The 17,774-nt window shown below is 62.3% G+C and carries 18 protein-coding genes and 1 tRNA gene; 14 read left to right on the top strand and 5 right to left on the bottom strand.

Annotation, left to right across the window (positions count from 1 at the left end; all coding sequences use genetic code 11):
* Positions 1-3 precede the first annotated feature (3 nt).
* Positions 4-1,374: a bifunctional UDP-N-acetylglucosamine diphosphorylase/glucosamine-1-phosphate N-acetyltransferase GlmU gene (gene glmU, locus HY30_RS06550; RefSeq protein WP_034738297.1), complete on the bottom strand. Its 1,371-nt coding sequence runs from the start codon at positions 1,372-1,374 to the stop codon at positions 4-6.
* 86 nt (positions 1,375-1,460) lie between these two features.
* Between glmU and HY30_RS06545 the strand changes: the two genes are divergently transcribed.
* Positions 1,461-2,141 carry an HAD-IA family hydrolase gene (locus HY30_RS06545; protein WP_034738296.1) on the top strand — a complete coding sequence of 227 codons (681 nt, stop codon included), beginning with the start codon at positions 1,461-1,463 and terminating at the stop codon, positions 2,139-2,141.
* Here HY30_RS06545 and HY30_RS06540 read toward each other — a convergent pair.
* Complete coding sequence (locus HY30_RS06540; protein ID WP_034738295.1) at positions 2,138-2,380, bottom strand: hypothetical protein; 243 nt, start codon at positions 2,378-2,380, stop codon at positions 2,138-2,140. The genes HY30_RS06545 and HY30_RS06540 overlap by 4 nt on opposite strands.
* Before the next feature lie 481 nt (positions 2,381-2,861).
* On the opposite strand from HY30_RS06540, the gene HY30_RS06535 reads away from it, so the two are divergent.
* The 6 genes from HY30_RS06535 (at position 2,862) to HY30_RS06510 (ending at position 8,427) form a co-directional block, all read left to right on the top strand.
* A tRNA-Val gene (locus HY30_RS06535) sits at positions 2,862-2,936 on the top strand.
* A 69-nt stretch (positions 2,937-3,005) separates the two neighbouring features.
* The gene (locus HY30_RS06530) at positions 3,006-3,743 is read left to right on the top strand and encodes a lysophospholipid acyltransferase family protein (protein WP_034738294.1); all 738 of its coding nucleotides are present in this window, start codon (positions 3,006-3,008) and stop codon (positions 3,741-3,743) included.
* Positions 3,740-4,999 (top strand): 3-deoxy-D-manno-octulosonic acid transferase, encoded by a 1,260-nt coding sequence (locus HY30_RS06525; RefSeq protein ID WP_034738293.1) that lies wholly within the window; start codon positions 3,740-3,742, stop codon positions 4,997-4,999. Before HY30_RS06530 ends, HY30_RS06525 begins: the two co-directional genes overlap by 4 nt.
* Positions 4,996-5,991 (top strand): tetraacyldisaccharide 4'-kinase, encoded by a 996-nt coding sequence (gene lpxK / locus HY30_RS06520; RefSeq protein WP_034738292.1) that lies wholly within the window; start codon positions 4,996-4,998, stop codon positions 5,989-5,991. The genes HY30_RS06525 and lpxK overlap by 4 nt, the downstream gene beginning before the upstream one ends.
* Positions 5,988-6,947, top strand: coding sequence for a lysophospholipid acyltransferase family protein (locus HY30_RS06515; protein ID WP_051614986.1), 960 nt, complete (start codon positions 5,988-5,990; stop codon positions 6,945-6,947). The genes lpxK and HY30_RS06515 overlap by 4 nt, the downstream gene beginning before the upstream one ends.
* Before the next feature lie 97 nt (positions 6,948-7,044).
* The gene (locus HY30_RS06510; protein WP_034738291.1) at positions 7,045-8,427 is read left to right on the top strand and encodes a M20/M25/M40 family metallo-hydrolase; all 1,383 of its coding nucleotides are present in this window, start codon (positions 7,045-7,047) and stop codon (positions 8,425-8,427) included.
* On the opposite strand, the gene HY30_RS06505 is transcribed toward HY30_RS06510, so the two are convergent.
* Positions 8,424-8,753 (bottom strand): darcynin family protein, encoded by a 330-nt coding sequence (locus tag HY30_RS06505; RefSeq protein ID WP_034738290.1) that lies wholly within the window; start codon positions 8,751-8,753, stop codon positions 8,424-8,426. The genes HY30_RS06510 and HY30_RS06505 overlap by 4 nt on opposite strands.
* Positions 8,754-8,872: 119 nt before the next feature.
* Between HY30_RS06505 and HY30_RS06500 the strand changes: the two genes are divergently transcribed.
* A complete protein-coding gene (locus HY30_RS06500; protein ID WP_206741423.1) occupies positions 8,873-9,412 on the top strand; it encodes a TetR/AcrR family transcriptional regulator in 540 nt (179 codons plus the stop codon).
* A gap of 12 nt (positions 9,413-9,424) precedes the next feature.
* On the opposite strand, the gene HY30_RS06495 is transcribed toward HY30_RS06500, so the two are convergent.
* On the bottom strand, positions 9,425-10,651 hold the full coding sequence (locus HY30_RS06495; RefSeq protein WP_034738289.1) for a potassium/proton antiporter: 1,227 nt from the start codon (positions 10,649-10,651) through the stop codon (positions 9,425-9,427).
* A gap of 182 nt (positions 10,652-10,833) precedes the next feature.
* Between HY30_RS06495 and HY30_RS06490 the strand changes: the two genes are divergently transcribed.
* The 6 genes from HY30_RS06490 to HY30_RS06465 all read left to right on the top strand — a co-directional run bounded on the left by HY30_RS06490 (position 10,834) and on the right by HY30_RS06465 (position 16,826).
* On the top strand, positions 10,834-11,253 hold the full coding sequence (locus HY30_RS06490) for a hypothetical protein (protein WP_034738288.1): 420 nt from the start codon (positions 10,834-10,836) through the stop codon (positions 11,251-11,253).
* A 19-nt stretch (positions 11,254-11,272) separates the two neighbouring features.
* Positions 11,273-12,253 carry a pseudouridine synthase gene (locus HY30_RS06485; protein WP_051614982.1) on the top strand — a complete coding sequence of 327 codons (981 nt, stop codon included), beginning with the start codon at positions 11,273-11,275 and terminating at the stop codon, positions 12,251-12,253.
* An 11-nt stretch (positions 12,254-12,264) separates the two neighbouring features.
* The gene (locus HY30_RS06480) at positions 12,265-13,599 is read left to right on the top strand and encodes a cytochrome P450 (protein WP_081812094.1); all 1,335 of its coding nucleotides are present in this window, start codon (positions 12,265-12,267) and stop codon (positions 13,597-13,599) included.
* Between the two features lie 71 nt (positions 13,600-13,670).
* Positions 13,671-15,008, top strand: a complete 1,338-nt coding sequence (locus tag HY30_RS06475) for a cytochrome P450 (protein WP_034738287.1) — start codon at positions 13,671-13,673, stop codon at positions 15,006-15,008.
* Positions 15,005-15,745 (top strand): enoyl-CoA hydratase/isomerase family protein, encoded by a 741-nt coding sequence (locus HY30_RS06470; RefSeq protein WP_034738286.1) that lies wholly within the window; start codon positions 15,005-15,007, stop codon positions 15,743-15,745. The genes HY30_RS06475 and HY30_RS06470 overlap by 4 nt, the downstream gene beginning before the upstream one ends.
* Before the next feature lie 13 nt (positions 15,746-15,758).
* Entirely contained in the window at positions 15,759-16,826 is a 1,068-nt protein-coding gene (locus tag HY30_RS06465) for a DUF2855 family protein (protein WP_034738285.1), read from the top strand.
* Between the two features lie 6 nt (positions 16,827-16,832).
* Here HY30_RS06465 and HY30_RS19125 read toward each other — a convergent pair whose 3' ends face one another.
* Positions 16,833-17,702: an OmpA family protein gene (locus HY30_RS19125; RefSeq protein ID WP_051614980.1), complete on the bottom strand. Its 870-nt coding sequence runs from the start codon at positions 17,700-17,702 to the stop codon at positions 16,833-16,835.
* Positions 17,703-17,774 lie beyond the last annotated feature (72 nt).

Genomic DNA, 17,774 nt, shown 5'->3' with positions numbered 1-17,774 from the left:
GCGCTAGTCCTTCTTGCTCGCGGCCTTTTCGGCGCCTTTTCGGGTGCGGAAGCTGATCGCCCAGCCTGCGCGCGTGATGAGGGGGCCGCGGGCAACCGCGAGGGCGTCGGCTTCAACGTCCTTGGTGATGACGCTGCCGGAGCCGACAATGGCGCCCTTACCGATCTCGACCGGTGCGACAAGCGCCGAGTTCGATCCGATGAAAGCGCCTTCCCCGATCGTCGTGCCGTATTTCATGAAGCCATCATAATTGCAGAAGATCGTCCCGGCGCCGATATTGACGTTCGCGCCGATCGTGCCGTCGCCGAGATAGGCAAGATGGTTCGCCTTGGCGCCTTCGCCCATCTGCGTGTTCTTGGTCTCGACGAAATTGCCGATGCGGACATTGGGCTGGAGCACGGTGCCCGGGCGCAGACGCGCGTAGGGGCCGATCTCGCACCCGGAGGCGACATCGGCGCCCTCAAGGTGGCTGAAGGCACGAATGCGGGCGCCGGAGCGGACATGCACGCCGGGGCCAAACACGACATTGGGCTCAACCACGACATCGGCTTCAAGGATGGTGTCATGAGAAAAGAAGACGGTTTCCGGCGCAACGAGGGTCACGCCGGCATTCATGGCTTCAAGGCGGCGGTGGGACTGGAAAATCGCCTCGGCCTCGGCAAGGTCGGCCTTGCTGTCGCAACCGATCAGATCGTCCTCACCGCACTGGACGGCCTTGCAGATGGCGCCCTCGGCGCGGGCAAGGCCGACAAGGTCGGTCAGGTAATATTCACCCTTGGCATTCTGGTTGGTCACCTTGCCGAGGAGGCGGAACATGGTTTCGGCACGCCCCGCCATGACACCTGAATTGCAGAGGCGGACAGCGAGTTGCTCCGGACTGGCTTCGCGCGCTTCGACGATGGCGTCGAGATCACCATCAGCCGCGAGGATGAGGCGCCCGTAGAGACCGGGCTCAGCCGCTTCAAATCCCAGCACGCCGAGCGAGGCGCCGGTCTCGAGGGCCGCGTAGAGATCTTCAATGGCAGAAGGAGGCACAAGCGGACTGTCGCCATAGAGAACCACAAGATCCCCGACGAACCCTTTCAGGGCGTCTTCTGCGCAGCGCACGGCATGGCCTGTGCCTTGCGGCGGATCCTGGAAGGCAATGGCGCCTTCGCCGAGCAGGGCGGTCACATGGTCGATCAGCACGGTTTGGGACGGGTGCGCGATAACGACGATCTTCGAGCAGCCCACATTGCGCGCCAGGTCAATCGACCAGTCGATCATGGGGCGGCCGCCAAGGGCGTGCATCACCTTTGGCAGGTCTGACTTCATGCGCGTGCCCTTGCCAGCGGCAAGAATGATCGCGGCGCGGTCTCTGGCGATGTGTGTCACAGGTGGCCCTCTCGCTTTCCCCAGACCTTTCGCCTAGACCAAAGGCCGATTCAAGGCGAGTGGCGAGACAGGAATACATATCAGGCATGGCAAAGCAGTTCGACGGCTGGACAATTGTATTTGATCTCGACGGAACGCTGGTGAACACCGCGCCGGACCTGCTGGATGCATTGAACCATGTGCTGGTCGAGGGGGGCCTCAAACCGGTGGACCTGCCAACGATTTCCACCATGATCGGCCATGGCGCCAAGGCCATGATCGTCAAAGGCATGGCGGCGCAGGGCGCGGAACCCGATGCGGACCGCATGGACGCCCTGTTCGACCAGTTCCTTGCCTATTACGAGGACCATATTGCTGTCGGATCGCGGCCATTCGAAAATGCATTGGACGCACTGCAGACGCTGACGCACGAGGGCGCCATTCTTGCCGTTTGCACAAACAAGCGCCAACGCTCGACCGACCGGCTACTGGACGCTTTGCAAATTTCTGAAAACTTCGCGGCAATTGTCGGCGCAGACAGCGTGCCGGATCGCAAGCCACACGGGGATCATATCCTCCTGACCGTAGACCGTGCAGGCGGCAAACGGTCACGGGCGATCATGGTGGGGGATAGCCGGACAGATGAAAGGGCAGCCCGGAATGCCGGGCTGCCCTTTGTTTTCGTTCCATTTGGGTACGAGACCGAAACCGTAGATGAAATCGCGCCTGACGCAGTTGTCAGCAACTATTCTGAACTAGTTCCGGCTTTGCTTCGCCTTATCGGCTAGGCAGTTGCTTCGGCACGTGGACGGTAGCTTGGGCGCGCTGCGCCTGCTTCGCCAGCTGCACGGCGACGGGGCATACCGTTCACCATGTTGCTGCGCACGTCGGTACGGGCACTCCGCATTGCGGGGACGAAGCCAGCGTCAACAAGATCGACGTCAACTTCATAGCCGCGCTCGGCCCAATAGGCATTGATTTTTTCGCAAAGGCGCTTTGCGCCTTCTTCGTCACACCAGTCTTTCATTATCTCTCTCTCCAGGCTTCTTATTTTACTGTCGAATTACTTCGACATGCCTGTCCTTCTTTCTGACTACATCGTGGGCCGCTTATCAGCCCATCGCTTATGACTGCAAGATGACGATGTTCTGTGGCTTTCTCAAGGGCTGAACGCGATGAAAGAAAGGTAATGATCTAACATGAACAGCCGTTCATTATGAACAACTGTTCATCGCGCGCCGGAAGCTGAGTTTTTTGATCGGGAAACCTGCTCGCATGCGCAAAAATAAGCAAACAGAGCTAGGATTTAGACCTCACCGACGAAGTATGATGGTACGGAAGCCAAAATAAGGCAATTGTGCTTTTGCATGTGGAATTGACGGCTATCGGGACGCAGGCATGCATTCTTGCATTGGTTATTTCTGCCTGCAATCCTGCTACCGCTAACAAAAGCGTTCCGCGCTTGACGTTCGCGGGGCATGGCATTACGGACCCGTTTCCCGGAACCGGGGCGATTAGCTCAGTGGTAGAGCACTGCCTTCACACGGCAGGGGTCGCAAGTTCGAACCTTGCATCGCCCACCATTTCTGACCAGTCAGTCATCATTGCCTGCCAGCATGGCGCATGGCGCAAAGCAAAGTATAAGCGACGCGATGAAGTCACTGTTCCGATCAAAACCTGTCGTGATTCTGCTCGGATTCCTGATCTGGATCTGGATGGCCATGATCGCGCGCACATTGCGCTGGACGGTCGAAGGGGAAGACGCCGCGAAAGCGGCATGGGCCGAGGCGCCGGGCGTCGTCGTGGCCGCGTGGCATTCCCGTATCCTGCTTCTGCCCTCTGGATGGGTCCGGCAGATGCGCGACTGGCCGGGGCGCGATGCCAAAGGCGCCATGCTGATATCCCTTTCGGGAGATGGCGAACCGGTGGCCCGGGCGATCAAGCATCTTGGGCTGGAGCCGATCCGGGGATCGGCCGGCAACAAGAAGAAAGCCAACAAGGACAAGGGCGGCGCCCGCGCGATTGCAGAATCGGTCAGGCTCCTGAAGTCGGGGGGCGCCGTATGCATCACACCCGATGGCCCAAGAGGGCCCCGCGAAGAAGTCAGCCTTGGCGCCATCATGATTGCCCAGCGGGCCGGCGCGCCCATCCTGCCCTATGCGCTGGCGAGCAATCCTTCGAAGCGGTTTGACAGCTGGGACCGGTTCATCCTGCCCTGGCCGTTTGTGAAAGGTGCGATCGTGTACGGGGAAATGCTGGAGACACCCCGGTCGGAAAGCCCTGAAGCGCTGCGTGCGGAATTGCAGCGCCGCATGGACAAGGCCACGCGTCGTGCAGAGGCCTTGGTGGGCTACACACTTCCCGAAGAGGCGGGGCTGAGCGCGACATGACACCCGCCTTCCATGCCTATCGGGCGATTACCCGCCTCCTGTCGCCCTTCCTGCCCGGCGTGCTGCGCCGACGCGCCGGCAAGGGAAAGGAAGATTACGGGCGGATGAATGAGCGCCTGGCGCGCAATATGCCCAACAGACGCCAGGGACGGCTCGTCTGGCTGCATGGCGCAAGCGTCGGCGAGAGCCGTCTGTTGCTGGAAGTGGGGCACCGGCTGGTCGCTGCGCGGCCCGACCTCATGCTGGTCTTCACGAGCCAGACCCTGACCTCGGCCCGCCTGCTGGGCCCTGCCCTGCCGGACGCCGCCATCCACCTGATGGCACCGCTGGATACACCCGCCATCGCAAAACGCTTCATTGCGCACTGGAAGCCTGACCTCTGTGTCTTCGGCGAAGGCGAGATCTGGCCGAACCTGATTTTTGAAGCGGGGGAAAGCGGCGCGAAACGCGCACTTGTCAACGCGCGCATGACCCAAGGCTCTGCCGATGGCTGGAAGCGCTTCCAGGGGCTGTTCCGCAAGCTGGTCGGTCGTTTCGACGTTGTGCTTTCTGCAGATACCGATACAGCGCAGCGCCTGGGCAGCCTGCTGGGCGAAACGGTGCGCTCGGCAGGGAACCTGAAATCCGCCCTGCCCGGCCCGGAAGCCAGCGACTTCGAAATCCAGAGGATACGTGAGGGCTTTGTTGGCGGCAGGCGCTGTCTCGTGGCGGCCTCGACACATGGCGGCGAGGAAGAGCTGTTCCTTGATGCGGCAGCCAATATTCCGGATTCGGCTCTCATCATTGCGCCCCGCCACCCGGAGCGCGGTGACGAGGTGGAGGCGCTGATCCGGGCGCGGGGCCTGCCCTTCGCGCGGCGATCAAAAGGACAGGTGCCGAACACGCGCACGCGCGTGCTGCTGGCCGATACGATGGGCGAGATGGGCCTCTGGCTGCGGCTGGCCGATGCGGTTTACCTCGGCGGCGGCCATGCCGAAGGCGTCGGCGGCCATAACCCATTGGAACCCGTCCGTTTTTCCAAACCCGTCGTGACCGGCCCTCGCGTGCACAACTTTGCCAGCATGATGGCTGATCTGGAGCAGCGCGGCCTTGTGCGGGTTGCCGACGATGCCGCCAGCGTGGCCGATGCATTGCAGAACGCACCGCCGCCACCTGCTGCAGCTGTTACAGCGCTGGCCGAACATGCCGACGCGCCCATGGTGGAAACGCTGAAGGCGCTGCTGCCGCTGATCCCCGAACCGGGGCTGTTGCAATGAAGGCGCCGCACTTCTGGTCGGCGGGCCTCGACCCGAAGTCCCGCGAAGCCGCGCCCCTGACGCGCCTCCTGTTGTCACCATTGGCTTTTGCCTACCGGCTTGGCGTGCAGACCAAGCTGGAAAGGGCCGAGCCTGTCCATGTGGATATCCCGGTCATCTGCGTTGGCAACCTGACGGTCGGCGGCGTCGGCAAGACGCCCGTTGTCGAGGCTATCCGGACCGTTCTCGGGTCATTCGGAGTCCGTTCCGCGACCCTTTCGAGGGGCTATGGAGGAGATTCCAAGGGTGTTCTGAGGGTCGTTCCGGGTGAACACACGGCCGCGATGGTCGGCGACGAGCCCCTGATGCTGGCGGCGACCGGCGAGAGCTGGATCGGGCGCGACCGGGTCGAGGCGGCGCAGGCCATGCAGGCAGACGGCGTGCAGGTGATCATCATGGATGACGGCCACCAGAACCCGTCGCTCTACAAGGACCTCTCGCTCATCGTGATTGATGCGGCCGCACCGTTCGGCAATGGGCACCTGTTGCCCAAGGGCCCGCTGCGCGAACCGGTCAGCGACGGGCTGGCACGGGCCAATGGCGTGATCTTGATGGGTGACGGCGATGTGCCAGGTGCGGTGACCCGATCCGGCCTGCCCGTGCTGCGGGCGCGCCTCGGGCCGACAAAGGTTGTCCCGACGGGGCCACTGGTGGCCTTTGCGGGCATTGGCCGGCCACTCAAGTTCTTCGACGGGCTTAAAGCCGCCGGGGCGGACCTGCGCGAGGCGGTCGGCTATGACGACCACCATGTCTATAGCGAGGGCGAGCTGAAATTCCTGCACGAACTGGCCGAGGCGCATGGCGCCCGCCTGATCACGACGACCAAGGACCATGTGCGCCTTCCGCAGCCGGAACAGAAGCGCGTGCTTGCCTTTCCGGTCGCAGCACGATTTGAAGACAGGCCAGCGCTTGAAGCGCTGCTGGACGCCATCATCTTCTCTGCACGCCAATGACCGATACGCCCCCCGCCTATGTCCGCCCGAAGGACATCGATAACCGCGCCTCCTTCTGGCAGCGGGTGCAATGGCGGCTGGAGACCGTGGCGTGGGACGTGATCTACTGGTGGCCGATGAAACTGCTGGGGCCGGACAAGGCGTCTGACTTCTGCGGCTGGCTGCTGAAGAAGATCGGGCCGATGCTGTCGCAGCACAAGACCATGCGGCGCAACCTGAAACTGGCCTTCCCCGACTGGACCGAGGTCGAGATCGAGCGCACAGCCATGGCCGCATGGGAAAGCGCCGGGCGCACGGCGGGCGAACTGCCCCACCTGCCCGCCATCGACCCGTATACGAGCGGACGCGTGGATGTTGTCGGTGTCGAGCGCCTGGATGAGATCAATGCCAGCGGCAAGGGCGCCGTGTTCATCTCCGGCCACTTTGCCAATTGGGAAATCATGCCGGCGGCGATCTGCAAGCGCATCCCGCATGCCGTGATGACCTACCGGGCCCTGAACAATCCGCACATCGACCGGCGCATCAACAAGCTGCGCCATGACTATGGCACCGGCACGGCCGCGCCCAAGGGCATCGGCACGCGCGAGCTGATGCGAGCGCTGGCACGCGGCGCGCCGATTGCGCTGATGAATGACCAGAAATTCCGCGAGGGCGTTTCAGTCCCACTGTTCGGGCATGAGGCGATGACGGCGCAGGGGCCGACACGCCTTGCGCTGAAATATGGCGTGCCGATCGTGCCGGTCTCGACCGTGCGCACGGGCCCTGCCCGGTTCCGGGTGGAAATCCATGAACCCTTCCTGCCACAGGACACCGGCGACGCCGAGGCTGACATCCTCGCCACCGTGACCCGGATCAACGGGTTCCTCGAAGACTGTATCCGCGCCGAACCGGGCCAATGGTTCTGGCAACACCGGCGCTGGCCCAAAGAAGCCTGGCGCGAAGCCGGCATTACCTGAATCCAAAGACGGGGCGGGGACCGTGCTGTTCTGGAAAGCAATTGCTTGGCCGCGTGGGGCCCGGTAAGGCTTCAGGCATAGCCAAGGAACATGCCCCATGAACAAGATTGTCCTGACAAGTCTCGCGACACTCATGCTGGCAGGGTGCGTATCGTCACCTGCGCGCGCAGAGGCAGACCCGGCGGATGTGGCCAGGGCGGTTGAAATACTCGGCAAGTCTGTCGCGTTTGATACTGTGGCAGGTCGCGGCAAGGTGCCGGCCTATGCGGCCTACCTCGCCGGCGAACTCGAAACGGCGGGCTTTGCGAAAGCCGATATCGAGATTGTGCCCTTGGGCGAAACGGCCTCGCTGATCGCACGGTACCCAGGCAAGAGCAGCGACACGCCCATCGTGCTGAACGCGCATATGGATGTGGTGGAAGCCGACCCTGCCGACTGGGTGCGCGACCCGTTCACGATGGAGACCGACGGCACCTATTATTACGGTCGCGGTGTGCTGGACAACAAATATGGCCTGACAATGGTGGTCACAACGCTCATGCGGCTGAAGCGCGAAGGCTTTGTGCCCGCGCATGACATGATCCTTGTGCTGACCGGCGATGAGGAGACCGCCCAGGAAACGGCGGCTTCTGTCGCCCCGCGCTTCAAGGGCGCGCGGATGGTGCTGAACGCAGATGCCGGCGGCGGCACGCTGAGCGATGAGGGCGCACCACGCTATTACAGCCTGCAGGCGGGCGAGAAGACCTATGCCGATTTCGAAGTGGTGATCACCAATCCCGGTGGCCATTCCAGCCGCCCGACCGGCAGCAATGCCATTGTCGACATGTCGGCGGCGCTGGAGCGCGTGGCAGCCTATGAGTTCCCGACGCAGACGAGCGAGCTGACTCAGGCCTATTTCCGCGAGACGGCAAAGCAGGTGCCGGGCGAAATCGGCACCGCGATGGCACGGTTTGCCGAGAACCCGGAGGATGCTGAGGCCGTGGTGCTGCTGTCGGCCCAGCCGGAATATATCGGCCAGATCCGCACGACCTGTGTGACCACGCAGATTGAAGGCGGCCACGCGCAGAACGCCCTGCCCCAGCGCGTAACAGCGAATATCAATTGCCGGATCTTCCCGGGGGTTTCGCCCAAGAGTGTTCAGGCCAAGCTGCAGGAACTGGTTGGCGATGGCGCCGAGGTCAATTTCCCGGTCGAGTATCCGCAGAGCGAGACATCGCCGCTGGACGCAGAGCTGATGGCGGCTGTGCGCAAGGCCGTCGATATCCAGTCGCCGGGCCTGACGATCATTCCCAGCATGTCGGCGGGGACGACGGACAGCCTGTTGTTCCGGGGTCAGGGCATTCCGAGCTATGGCGTCTCCGGCATCTTCATGAAGCCCTCGGATGACTTTGCGCATGGGTTGAACGAACGGGTGCCGGTCGATTCCATACCCGGCGCGCTGGAGCACTGGCATGTCCTGCTGACGGAACTGGCCGGTTAGGCGACGGCCGCTTCGAACGCCTGATAGCCGTCCTCAATCGCGGGGATGATGTCGACGATCTCGAAATAGGGCTCGGCGAAAATGGGACTGTCGCGCAGATGCTCCATGGCGAAATAATAGGCGCGGAGATCCGTTGTCTCGAAGAGGGCCACGTCGCTCGCGCGCGCCGAGAAGGCTTCGGCATCAAAGTAGCGGAAGGCCATCGCATGCTCGGCCAGCGCCTTGGAGAATGCCCGGTCAACGATGCGGCTGCGCTCATCACGCGGCAGGCGCAGCCAGGCCGGTAGCGCCTTCAACAGGACAAAGATCGTGTAGGTCGTAGTCATATGTAATTTCCCGTGCTTGCCTGCAAAGAAATACGAGCTATAGCTCGCATATGACAACTCGTATTGCAGCTACCTCAGACCGCGTTCGCAAACGCCCGAAGCAGGCGCGATCCCGGGCCATGTTTGATGACATCCTGGAAGCCGCTGCTCGCATTATCGAGGAGGAAGAGCTGGCCGCTGTTAACACAAATGCGGTCGCGGAGGCCGCGGGCGTCAGCATCGGCTCGCTCTACCAGTACTTCCCCAACCTGGCCGCCATACTCGCTGAACTGACCCTGCGCGAGCGCGGCATACTGATGGACGATGTGAACCGCGTTGCGCTGAAGTTTGATTCCGCGCCGCTGGAAGAGACATTGCTCGCGCTGATTGAAGTGGCTGTCGCTCATCAGCTGGCACGTCCGCGGCTTGCAAGAACCCTGGATTATCTTGAGGATTCGCTGCACCTCTTGGACGAAACCGTGCAGATAGGCGATGAAATACGTGCAGCCGTTGCTTCGCTACTGCGTCGGTATGATTATCCCCTCGCTGATCAAGCAGCCGCAGACCTTGTGGCCATGAGCAAGGGCATGATTGATGCGGCAGGGCGGGTAGGCGAAACGGATAGCAAGGCGCTGTCGGCGCGTGTGGCCCGGGCGACACTTGGCTATCTGAAATACTGACGGAGCGTGGTCTCAGGTCTCTGTGACGGCGTCACGCTCCTCATCTTCTTTCCCTGACTGGTCGCCGAGGCGCAGGACGTGTGCCAATGGCACGATCGTCCAGCCTTGCGCGATGAGGGATGTCACCACGATGACGAAGACAATGTTGAAGAACTCGATCGTGACGGGCCCCGGCGTGATGACGGGGTAGATCGCGAGGAGGACCGGGACGGCGCCGCGCAGGCCGACCCAGCTGAGGAAGACATTCTCCTTGAAGGAAAAGCCCATCCAGCCGATGCTCAGCATGACGGCCAGCGGACGCGCGACGAACATCAGCACGCCAGCAACGGCCAGTGCGGCCCATATGTCCTTCAGGAGATGGCTGGGCGCCACCAGCAGGCCCAGCATGAGGAAGAGCGCCATCTGGCTGATCCACTGGAGGGCTTCGTTGAAGTTCAGGATATTGTCGAGCGGACGGCGCAGGCGGTTGCGGATCGCGATGCCGACGATGTAGACCGCCAGGAACCCGCTGCCGCCCACGAGTGCCACAGCGGAATAGATGACGAGGGCACCTGCCAGGGCCATGGCGGGATAGGTGCCATTGGGGAGTATCATCCGGTCGATCAGGAAGGTCAGTAGTCGGCCGCCCACAATGCCGCCCAAGAGGCCGAGCCCGATTTGCGCCACGAGGAAGAGAAGGAAGCCGCCGACTTCGAGCGCCGAGGTCGGCAGGCCGCCATTGACCATCGTTGTCAGGGCGACAACGAGAAAAATGGCCATCGGGTCGTTCAGGCCGGATTCGAGCACCAGCGTGTTCTTCACGCGGTCGCCGATATCGCGCTTGCTCTGCTGGATCAGCAGGAAGGTGGCGGCGGCGTCGGTGGAGGCAACTGTGGCGCCAAGAAGCAGCCCGACCAGCGGCGGCATGCCGAGCACGTAGGTTGCGAAGAGGCCGACAATGAGCGCGGTGACGAGCACGCCGATGGTGGCCATCATGATGGAGGAATTGCGCGCGCTGCGGATGACGCCGCGCTCTGTTTCGAGGCCACCGGCGAACAGGATGATCGCCAGGGCAATGCTGCCGAGGTTGAAACCGGTCTGGTAGCTGTAGAAACGGATACCGCCGGGGCCATCCACGCCAAGCAGCATGCCGAGACCGAGCACGACGAGCAGGATGGGAGCGCCCGCCTTGTGGGCGAGTGGCATCAGCGCAAAAGTGGCGAACACGACAAGGCTGCAAAAAAGGATCGCCAGTTCCATCAATTATCCTTCAATCAAGTGAGTCTTTGCCGGACCTCCTTCTTACGTGACGGGGCCGTGAGGGCATACTCCCGGCAGGCTGCGAAGCTGAGAAAACCGCAGTGAATTCATCGAAATTTGGCCTGCACCCTACGCTTTTGTCTCAAACAGATTAGGTAGTTGGCAAACAGGAAGGCAAATCGATGCAGATTGGCGAAGTGATATCCCTTGTCGTACTCGGCGCCTACGCGGTTCTAGGCGCCATGACGATGCTGTCGCCGGCCTGGATGGCCCGTATTGTCAGGCTGGTAGAGGATCCTGATCCGGGCCGGCCGGGCGGCTTTTCCGAGTTCCGGGCGACGTTTGGCGGGCTGTTCATGTTTTCGCACATGATGACGGCGGCCCTGCTGCTGACCGTGTCGCAAAGCGAGGTGAATGTTCTGAGCGTGCTGGTGGTGCTGCCGCTGGCGGCGGGCTGGATTGGCGCGGCGTTCGGGCGGACGCTGTCGCTGTTGCTGGACAAGCAGAAGAACAGGGGCAACGGGATGATCCCGGTGTGGATTCCCATGGAATTCCTCAGTGGACTTGCTATAGCGGCCCCGATCCTGCAGTTCATGGGATAGAAAACGAAAGACAGAAAACATGACGGAGCGTCGAGAGACGGGCCGCTCGCGCCAGGCAAAGCCAGGTTCGCGCCCCCAGAACAACCCGAATAAAAGCACGGAAAAAGCACGAAAAAAGCCCGGACACAGCCCGAAGACGCTGGCCGAGCCCGACTGGAGCGAAGGCGAACGCATCGCCAAGTATCTCGCCCGCGCCGGCGTCGCCTCGCGGCGCGAAGTCGAGCGGATGATCGAGGCCGGTGATGTGTGGGTGAACGGCGTCAAGCTGACCTCGCCTGCTTTCAAGGTCACCGGTCGCGAGCTGATCAAGGTTGGCCGCAAGACGATCAGCGCGCCGGAGCCGACGCGCCTGTGGCGCTATCACAAGCCCGCCGGCCTGATCGCGACGAACAGCGACCCTGAAGGCCGCCGGACCATTTTCGACGAATTGCCGAAATCCCTGCCCCGCGTCGTGACGGTCGGACGTCTCGACCTGACGACCGAGGGTCTGCTGCTGCTGACCAATGATGGCGAGCTGGCGCGGGAACTGGAACTGCCGAAGAATGCGCTGGAGCGGACATACCGCGTGCGCGCACAGGGCACTGTGACCGACTTCAAGATTGCAGACCTCGCCGCAGGCATTTCAGTCGACGGCGTGGACTATGCCCCCATCACGGCTGTGTTCGACCGTGAGAACGGCGCGAACTCGTGGCTGACCGTGACGCTGACCGAGGGCAAGAAGCGGGAGGTGCGCCGCGCACTGGAAGCCGTGAACCTGATCGTCAACCGGCTGATCCGCATCAATTACGGCCCATTCGAGCTGGGCGACCTGCGCCCCGGTGCGGTGGAAGAGATTCCGCCTGAACTGATGCTGGAAACCGTTGGCCACATGATCGCGGACGCCAACAAGCCGCTGCGGGAAGCGCCAAAACGTGCGGCACCTGCCGCTAAGTCACGCCTTGGCACAAGGCCCGGTTCTAGTAGACTTGGAAACAGGAAACCCAAACCCAGACAATCCTGACGGAGAGCCCCATGGCCGATACCGCGCTTGCCACCCCGCCCGAGACCAAAATGGATCCCGATCGGACGATGAGCGCGGCGGCTGCGGCCACGTGCGACCAGATCGTTGATCCGGCCGTCTATGCCGACCAGTCCAAGCTGGACGCGGCTTTTGCCAAGCTGCGCGCGGAAGACCCGCTGGCCTGGTGCGAACCGGAAAATTTCCGCCCCTTCTGGGCCGTGACCAAGCATGCCGACATCATGGAAGTGAGCCGCCAGAACAAGCTGTTCACCAATGGCGAGCGCGAGATGCTGTCCTACAAGCAGGCCGAAGAGGGCGTCTACGCACAGTTCGGCCAGCCGCACCTGCTGAAAACCCTGGTTCAACTGGACGACCCGCTGCACTTCAAGCTGCGCCACCTGACGCAGGAATGGTTCATGCCGCAGAACGTGAAGAAGCGTGAAGAGGGCGTGCGCGCGATTGCCAAGCAATTCGTTGACCGGATGGAAGACCTCGGCGGCGAATGCGACTTCCAGCGCGATGTCGCCCTGCACTATCCGCTGCGCGTGATCATGCAGATCCTGGGCGTGCCGGAATCCGACGAGCCGATGATGCTGAAGCTGACGCAGGAAATCTTTGGCGCGCAGGACGAAGACCTGAACCGCAACAAGAAAAGCCTTGAAGACCGGGACGTGGAAGGCGGCCTCGCCTCCATCCAGGCGACGCTGGCCGAGTTCTTCATGTATTTCACCGCGATCACGGCAGACCGCCGCGCCAATCCGCGCGACGACGTGTCGACCGTGATTGCAAACGGCACAGTCGACGGCGAGCCAATCGGCCAACTGGAAGCGATGAGCTATTACATCATCACCGCAGCGGCCGGTCATGACACGACCAGCGCCTCGACGGGGGGCGGCGTTCTGGCCATGCTGCAGGACCCGGAACAGCTGAAGAAGATCATGGAAGACCCGAAAGGCATGTCACGCACGGCGGTGGACGAAGCCATTCGCTGGACGACACCGGTGAAGCATTTCATGCGCACCGCGCAGGAAGACTATGACCTGCGTGGCAAGACCGTGAAGAAAGGCGAGAGCCTGCTGCTCTGCTATCCATCGGGCAACCGCGACGAGGACGTGTTCGACGAGCCGTTCAAGTTCAAGGTGGACCGAAGCCCGAACAAGCTGATCTCGTTCGGCCATGGCGGCCACATGTGCCTCGGCATGCACCTCGCGCGCCTCGAAATGCAGATCATCTACGAAGAGCTGTTCAGCCGGATCAAGTCGTTCGAGCTGGCCGGCGACCCGACCTTCATCAAGGCGAACTTTGTCGGCGGCCCGAAATCGATCCCGGTGCGCTACAAGTTCTAGTCAGGCCTGCAAGCCGCGCCCGCGAAACGAGGCGCGCTGCGGGACAGAGGAAACATCTCAGGAGGACAGACATGGGATTCCAGAACGTCACCGAAACCTACCAGGTTGAGCGGCCGCCCATCACGCCGCACAGCAAGCCTGTCTATGACCTGAAACCGCCCGTGGACCTGACCACCGCCAATGTCTTTTCCGACAATGGCGGCTATACGTTCGACGCGTTCGAGACGATGCGGACGAAGGCACCTGTGATGTGGCATCCGGAAGACTATGGCGCCGGTTTCTGGGCTGTCAGCACCTATGATCTCGTCAAGAAGATGGAACTCGATCCGGAGACGTATTCCTCGCAAAAGGGCGGTATCCTGATGAATTACGGCATGGAGGGCGTACCGCGCCATCCGCTGCTGCATTCATCCTCGCTGAATTCGCTGATCAACCTCGACCGGCCCTATCACACGCCGCTGCGCATGGAGCACATGGCCTATTTCCGGGCTGACTTCGTGGCCGAGCTGCGCAAGCGCGTGACCGCGCAGGTGAACGTATTGCTCGATGGGATGGCCAAGCAGGGCCCGGTTGTTGACATGGTGGAGACGTTCTCGGCGGAGCTGCCCCTGTTCACACTGTGCGAGATCCTCGGCGTGCCTGTGGCCGACCGGCCGAAGCTGGTGCACTGGATGCACTTCCTCGAACAGTCGCAATTCCAGGCCCAGCAGGAAGGCCTCGGCAATGTGTCGATGGAGCAGATCACGCACTTCATGAACGAGATTCAGGCCATGTTCGAATATGGCCGGTATCTGCTGGCCGAGCGGCGCAAGAGCCCGCAGCCGGACCTGTTGAGCGCCATCGCCAATGTCGAGATCGACGGCAAGCCGCTGTCGCCGGAATTCCTTGACGGCTCGTGGCTGCTGATCGTGTTCGCTGGCAATGACACGACGCGCAACTCGCTGTCGGGCACGATGAAACTGCTGACGCAGAACCCGGACCAGAAGGCCAAGCTGATGGCCGATGACAGCCTGTTCCCCAATTTCGTGCACGAGTCGATCCGTATGGTGAGCCCGGTGACCTATATGCGTCGGACGGCCACAAAGGACACCGAACTCGGCGGCCAGCCTATCGGCGAAGGCGAGAAGCTGGTGATGTATTATGCGTCGGCCAACCGGGACGCCGCGAAGTTTGATAATCCGGACACGTATGACATCACGCGCGCCAATGCGAAGGACCATCTGGCCTTCGGGCATGGCCCGCATGTGTGCCTGGGCCAGCGCGTGGCGAACATGCAGCTGGACGCCGCCTATCGGCAGATCCTTGCGCGCTTCCCGGACATTGCCTGGACGGGCGAGCAGTCGATTGCGCCGAGCAATTTCGTGCATGCCATCTCGTCTCTGACCGTCGATCTCGGCAAGCCGGCATGAGCGCGCTTGTGCTGCGGGAAGACCGCGACGGGCTCGCGATCCTGACGCTGAACCGGCCGGACAAGCTGAACTCGCTGACCGTGGGCGTCTTCCGCGAACTGCGCCAGCATGTGATCGACCTGAAGACCGACGACACGATAGGCTGTGTCGTGCTGCGCGGTGCGGGGCGGTGTTTCTCGGCCGGGCATGATCTGGGTGACATTGCCGAGGGCGAGAAAGTACCTTCCCCCGGCTGGCATTCCGAGACGCTGCGCATGCTGGAGACACTGCCGAAGCCGGTGATCGCGGCGGTGCACGGGCATTGCTATACGGGCGCGCTGGAAGTGGCGCTGGCCGCCGATTTCATCATCGCCGCCGAGAGCGCGAAGTTTGGCGACACGCATGCCAAATGGGCGCTGACGCCGATCTGGGGCATGAGCCAGCGCCTGCCGCGGCGTGTGGGCATTGCCACGGCGAAGCGGCTGATGTTCACCGCCGAGATGTTCGGCGCCGCCGAAGCGCTGCGCATTGGCCTCGCCGAGCAGGTCGTGCCCGACGCAGAGTTCGATGCCTCCATTGATGCCATGGCGAAGAAGATTCTCGCGAATTCGCCCTTCTCCCACGCCGCCAACAAACGGCTGCTTGAAGCGACGGATTCCCGTGACATGGATTCCGGGCTACAATGGGAAGTTCTCAAGAACGAGGGCGTCGGGCCTGACATGCAGGCGCGAATCGGCGCCTTCATGCGCAAGGACTAAGGGGACGCGGAATATGGATTACCTGATCAGGCGCAATGACCTGCGCGATTGCCAATGGACCGAGGGCGCGGTGGCGGAGCTCGGCGAAGGCATGGCGCGGCTGCGCGTCGAAGCCTTCGCGCTGACCGCCAATAACGTGACCTATGCCAGCTTTGGCGAGGCGATGCAGTACTGGAACTTCTTCCCGGCAGCCGACCCGGCCTATGGCCGCGTGCCGGTCTGGGGCTTTGCGACGGTGATCGAGTCGACGACGCCCGGCGTGGAAGTCGGCGCACGCGTCTATGGCTATCTGCCGATCTCGGACACGTTCGACGTGCAGCCCGTGCGTGTGGGCAAGGAAAGCTTCATGGACGGCGCGGCGCACCGCCAGGGCCTCGCGCCGATCTACAATACTTACATCCTGACAGCCGCAGACCCGACCTATGATGCCGCGTTCGAGGCGCAGCAGATGCTGTTCCGGCCCCTGTTCACGACAGGCTGGATGATCGACGATTGCCTGATGGAAACAGGCGATGCCGTGCCCGAAACGGTTGTGATTTCGAGCGCATCATCGAAGACCGCTCTGGCGCTGGCACACTGTCTGAAACTGCGCGGGGGCGTCGATGCCGTGGCGCTGACATCGCCCAGCAATGTGGACTTTGTCGAGAGCACCGGCCTCTACGCGCGGACCCAGACTTATGACCAGGTCGATACGATGCATGCGCGCGGCCTGACGGCGTTCGTGGATTTCCTTGGGCGCCCTGCCCTGACCGCCGATGTGCACAATGCGCTGCGTGACCGGCTGGTGCGCAGCCTCGTGATCGGCGTGACAGACTGGGAGGGCAATCGCGCCCCGATCAAGCTGCCGGACCCGCAACCGGAATTCTTCTTCGTGCCGACCTATGCGGCCGAACGCGCCAAGGTGCTGGGGCCAGACGTACTGAACCAGAAACTGGGATCGGCGCTGATGTCGTTTTACCGTGCGTCGTCGGCCTTCGTGACACCGCAGCATGGCACCGGGATGGAAGCTATCGATAAGGCCTGGCATGACACGGTGAACGGCAAGGTGAGCCCGAAGACCGGCCTCATCCTCGGTTTTTGAGGCCGTTCAAGGCCGGCGTAAGATCTTGAATTCGGTGCGCGAGTTGCGGCCCCAGGCCTCGGCATTGTCAGCTGTGTCGAGCGGTACGCTTTCGCCATAGCCGACCGATGTGAGCTGCTCGGTCGAGACGCCCTTTTCCTCGAGATAGTGCTTCACCGCGTCCGCGCGCTTCTGCGAGAGGACAAGGTTATACTCGTCGGACCCACGCGAATCCGTGTGCGAGCCGATTTCGACATTGAAGTCGTCACACAGCATCGAGATACCGGCCACGGCGTCGAGCAGGCCCATGCTGACCGGCGAGATGTCACCCCGGTTGGTGGGGAACTGGATCTTCTGGCCTTCCATGGTCTCGTTCAGGGCCTGCTGGCAGGCATCCTGCGAGATACCGCCGCGCGCAAGGGCCGCAACACTGACGCCCGGGCCGGGCTCGCCTTCAGCAACGCTGATACCGTCGACGACAAGATTGATTTCGGTTCCGCCCGTAGGGTCGGCCATGATGGCGGTCGTCGCGGCTTCGAGCGCGCGGCGCTTTGTATCTTCATCCGGCGCGACACCCGTTACCACGCCGATATTTTCGCGAGCGACAAAACCCAGCCATGTGTAACCAGCCGCGCTGAAGGCGTTCTCAACGTCGCCCACCCAGCCAGCAGATGCGCGCGTCACCTGTTCGGGCGCCTGCGGCTGTTGCGGCGAGACGGTGGAGGAGAATTTGCCATTCTCGAAAACGTACAGGCCTTCAGGGATTGTGACGCATTCCAGGCCGTCAGCGGCAGGCGTTTGCGCGACTTCAGCCGTCTTGTCGCCACCACAGGCGACCAGCCCCAGCAGGGCCGTCGAGGCGACCCCCGCCCGCAGGAATTGATCCATCTTAACCATGACGTGCCCTTTCCTGCCGGAGGCGTGAGGGATTCTGGTACGGAATTTTTGCATGCCCAACATTCTGACCTT

Origin of the sequence: Hyphomonas chukchiensis (assembly GCF_000682695.1) — a bacterium.
GTDB lineage: Bacteria > Pseudomonadota > Alphaproteobacteria > Caulobacterales > Hyphomonadaceae > Hyphomonas > Hyphomonas chukchiensis.
Note: the sequence above shows the minus strand (reverse complement) of the source record. Positions and strands in the feature narration are given on the sequence as shown.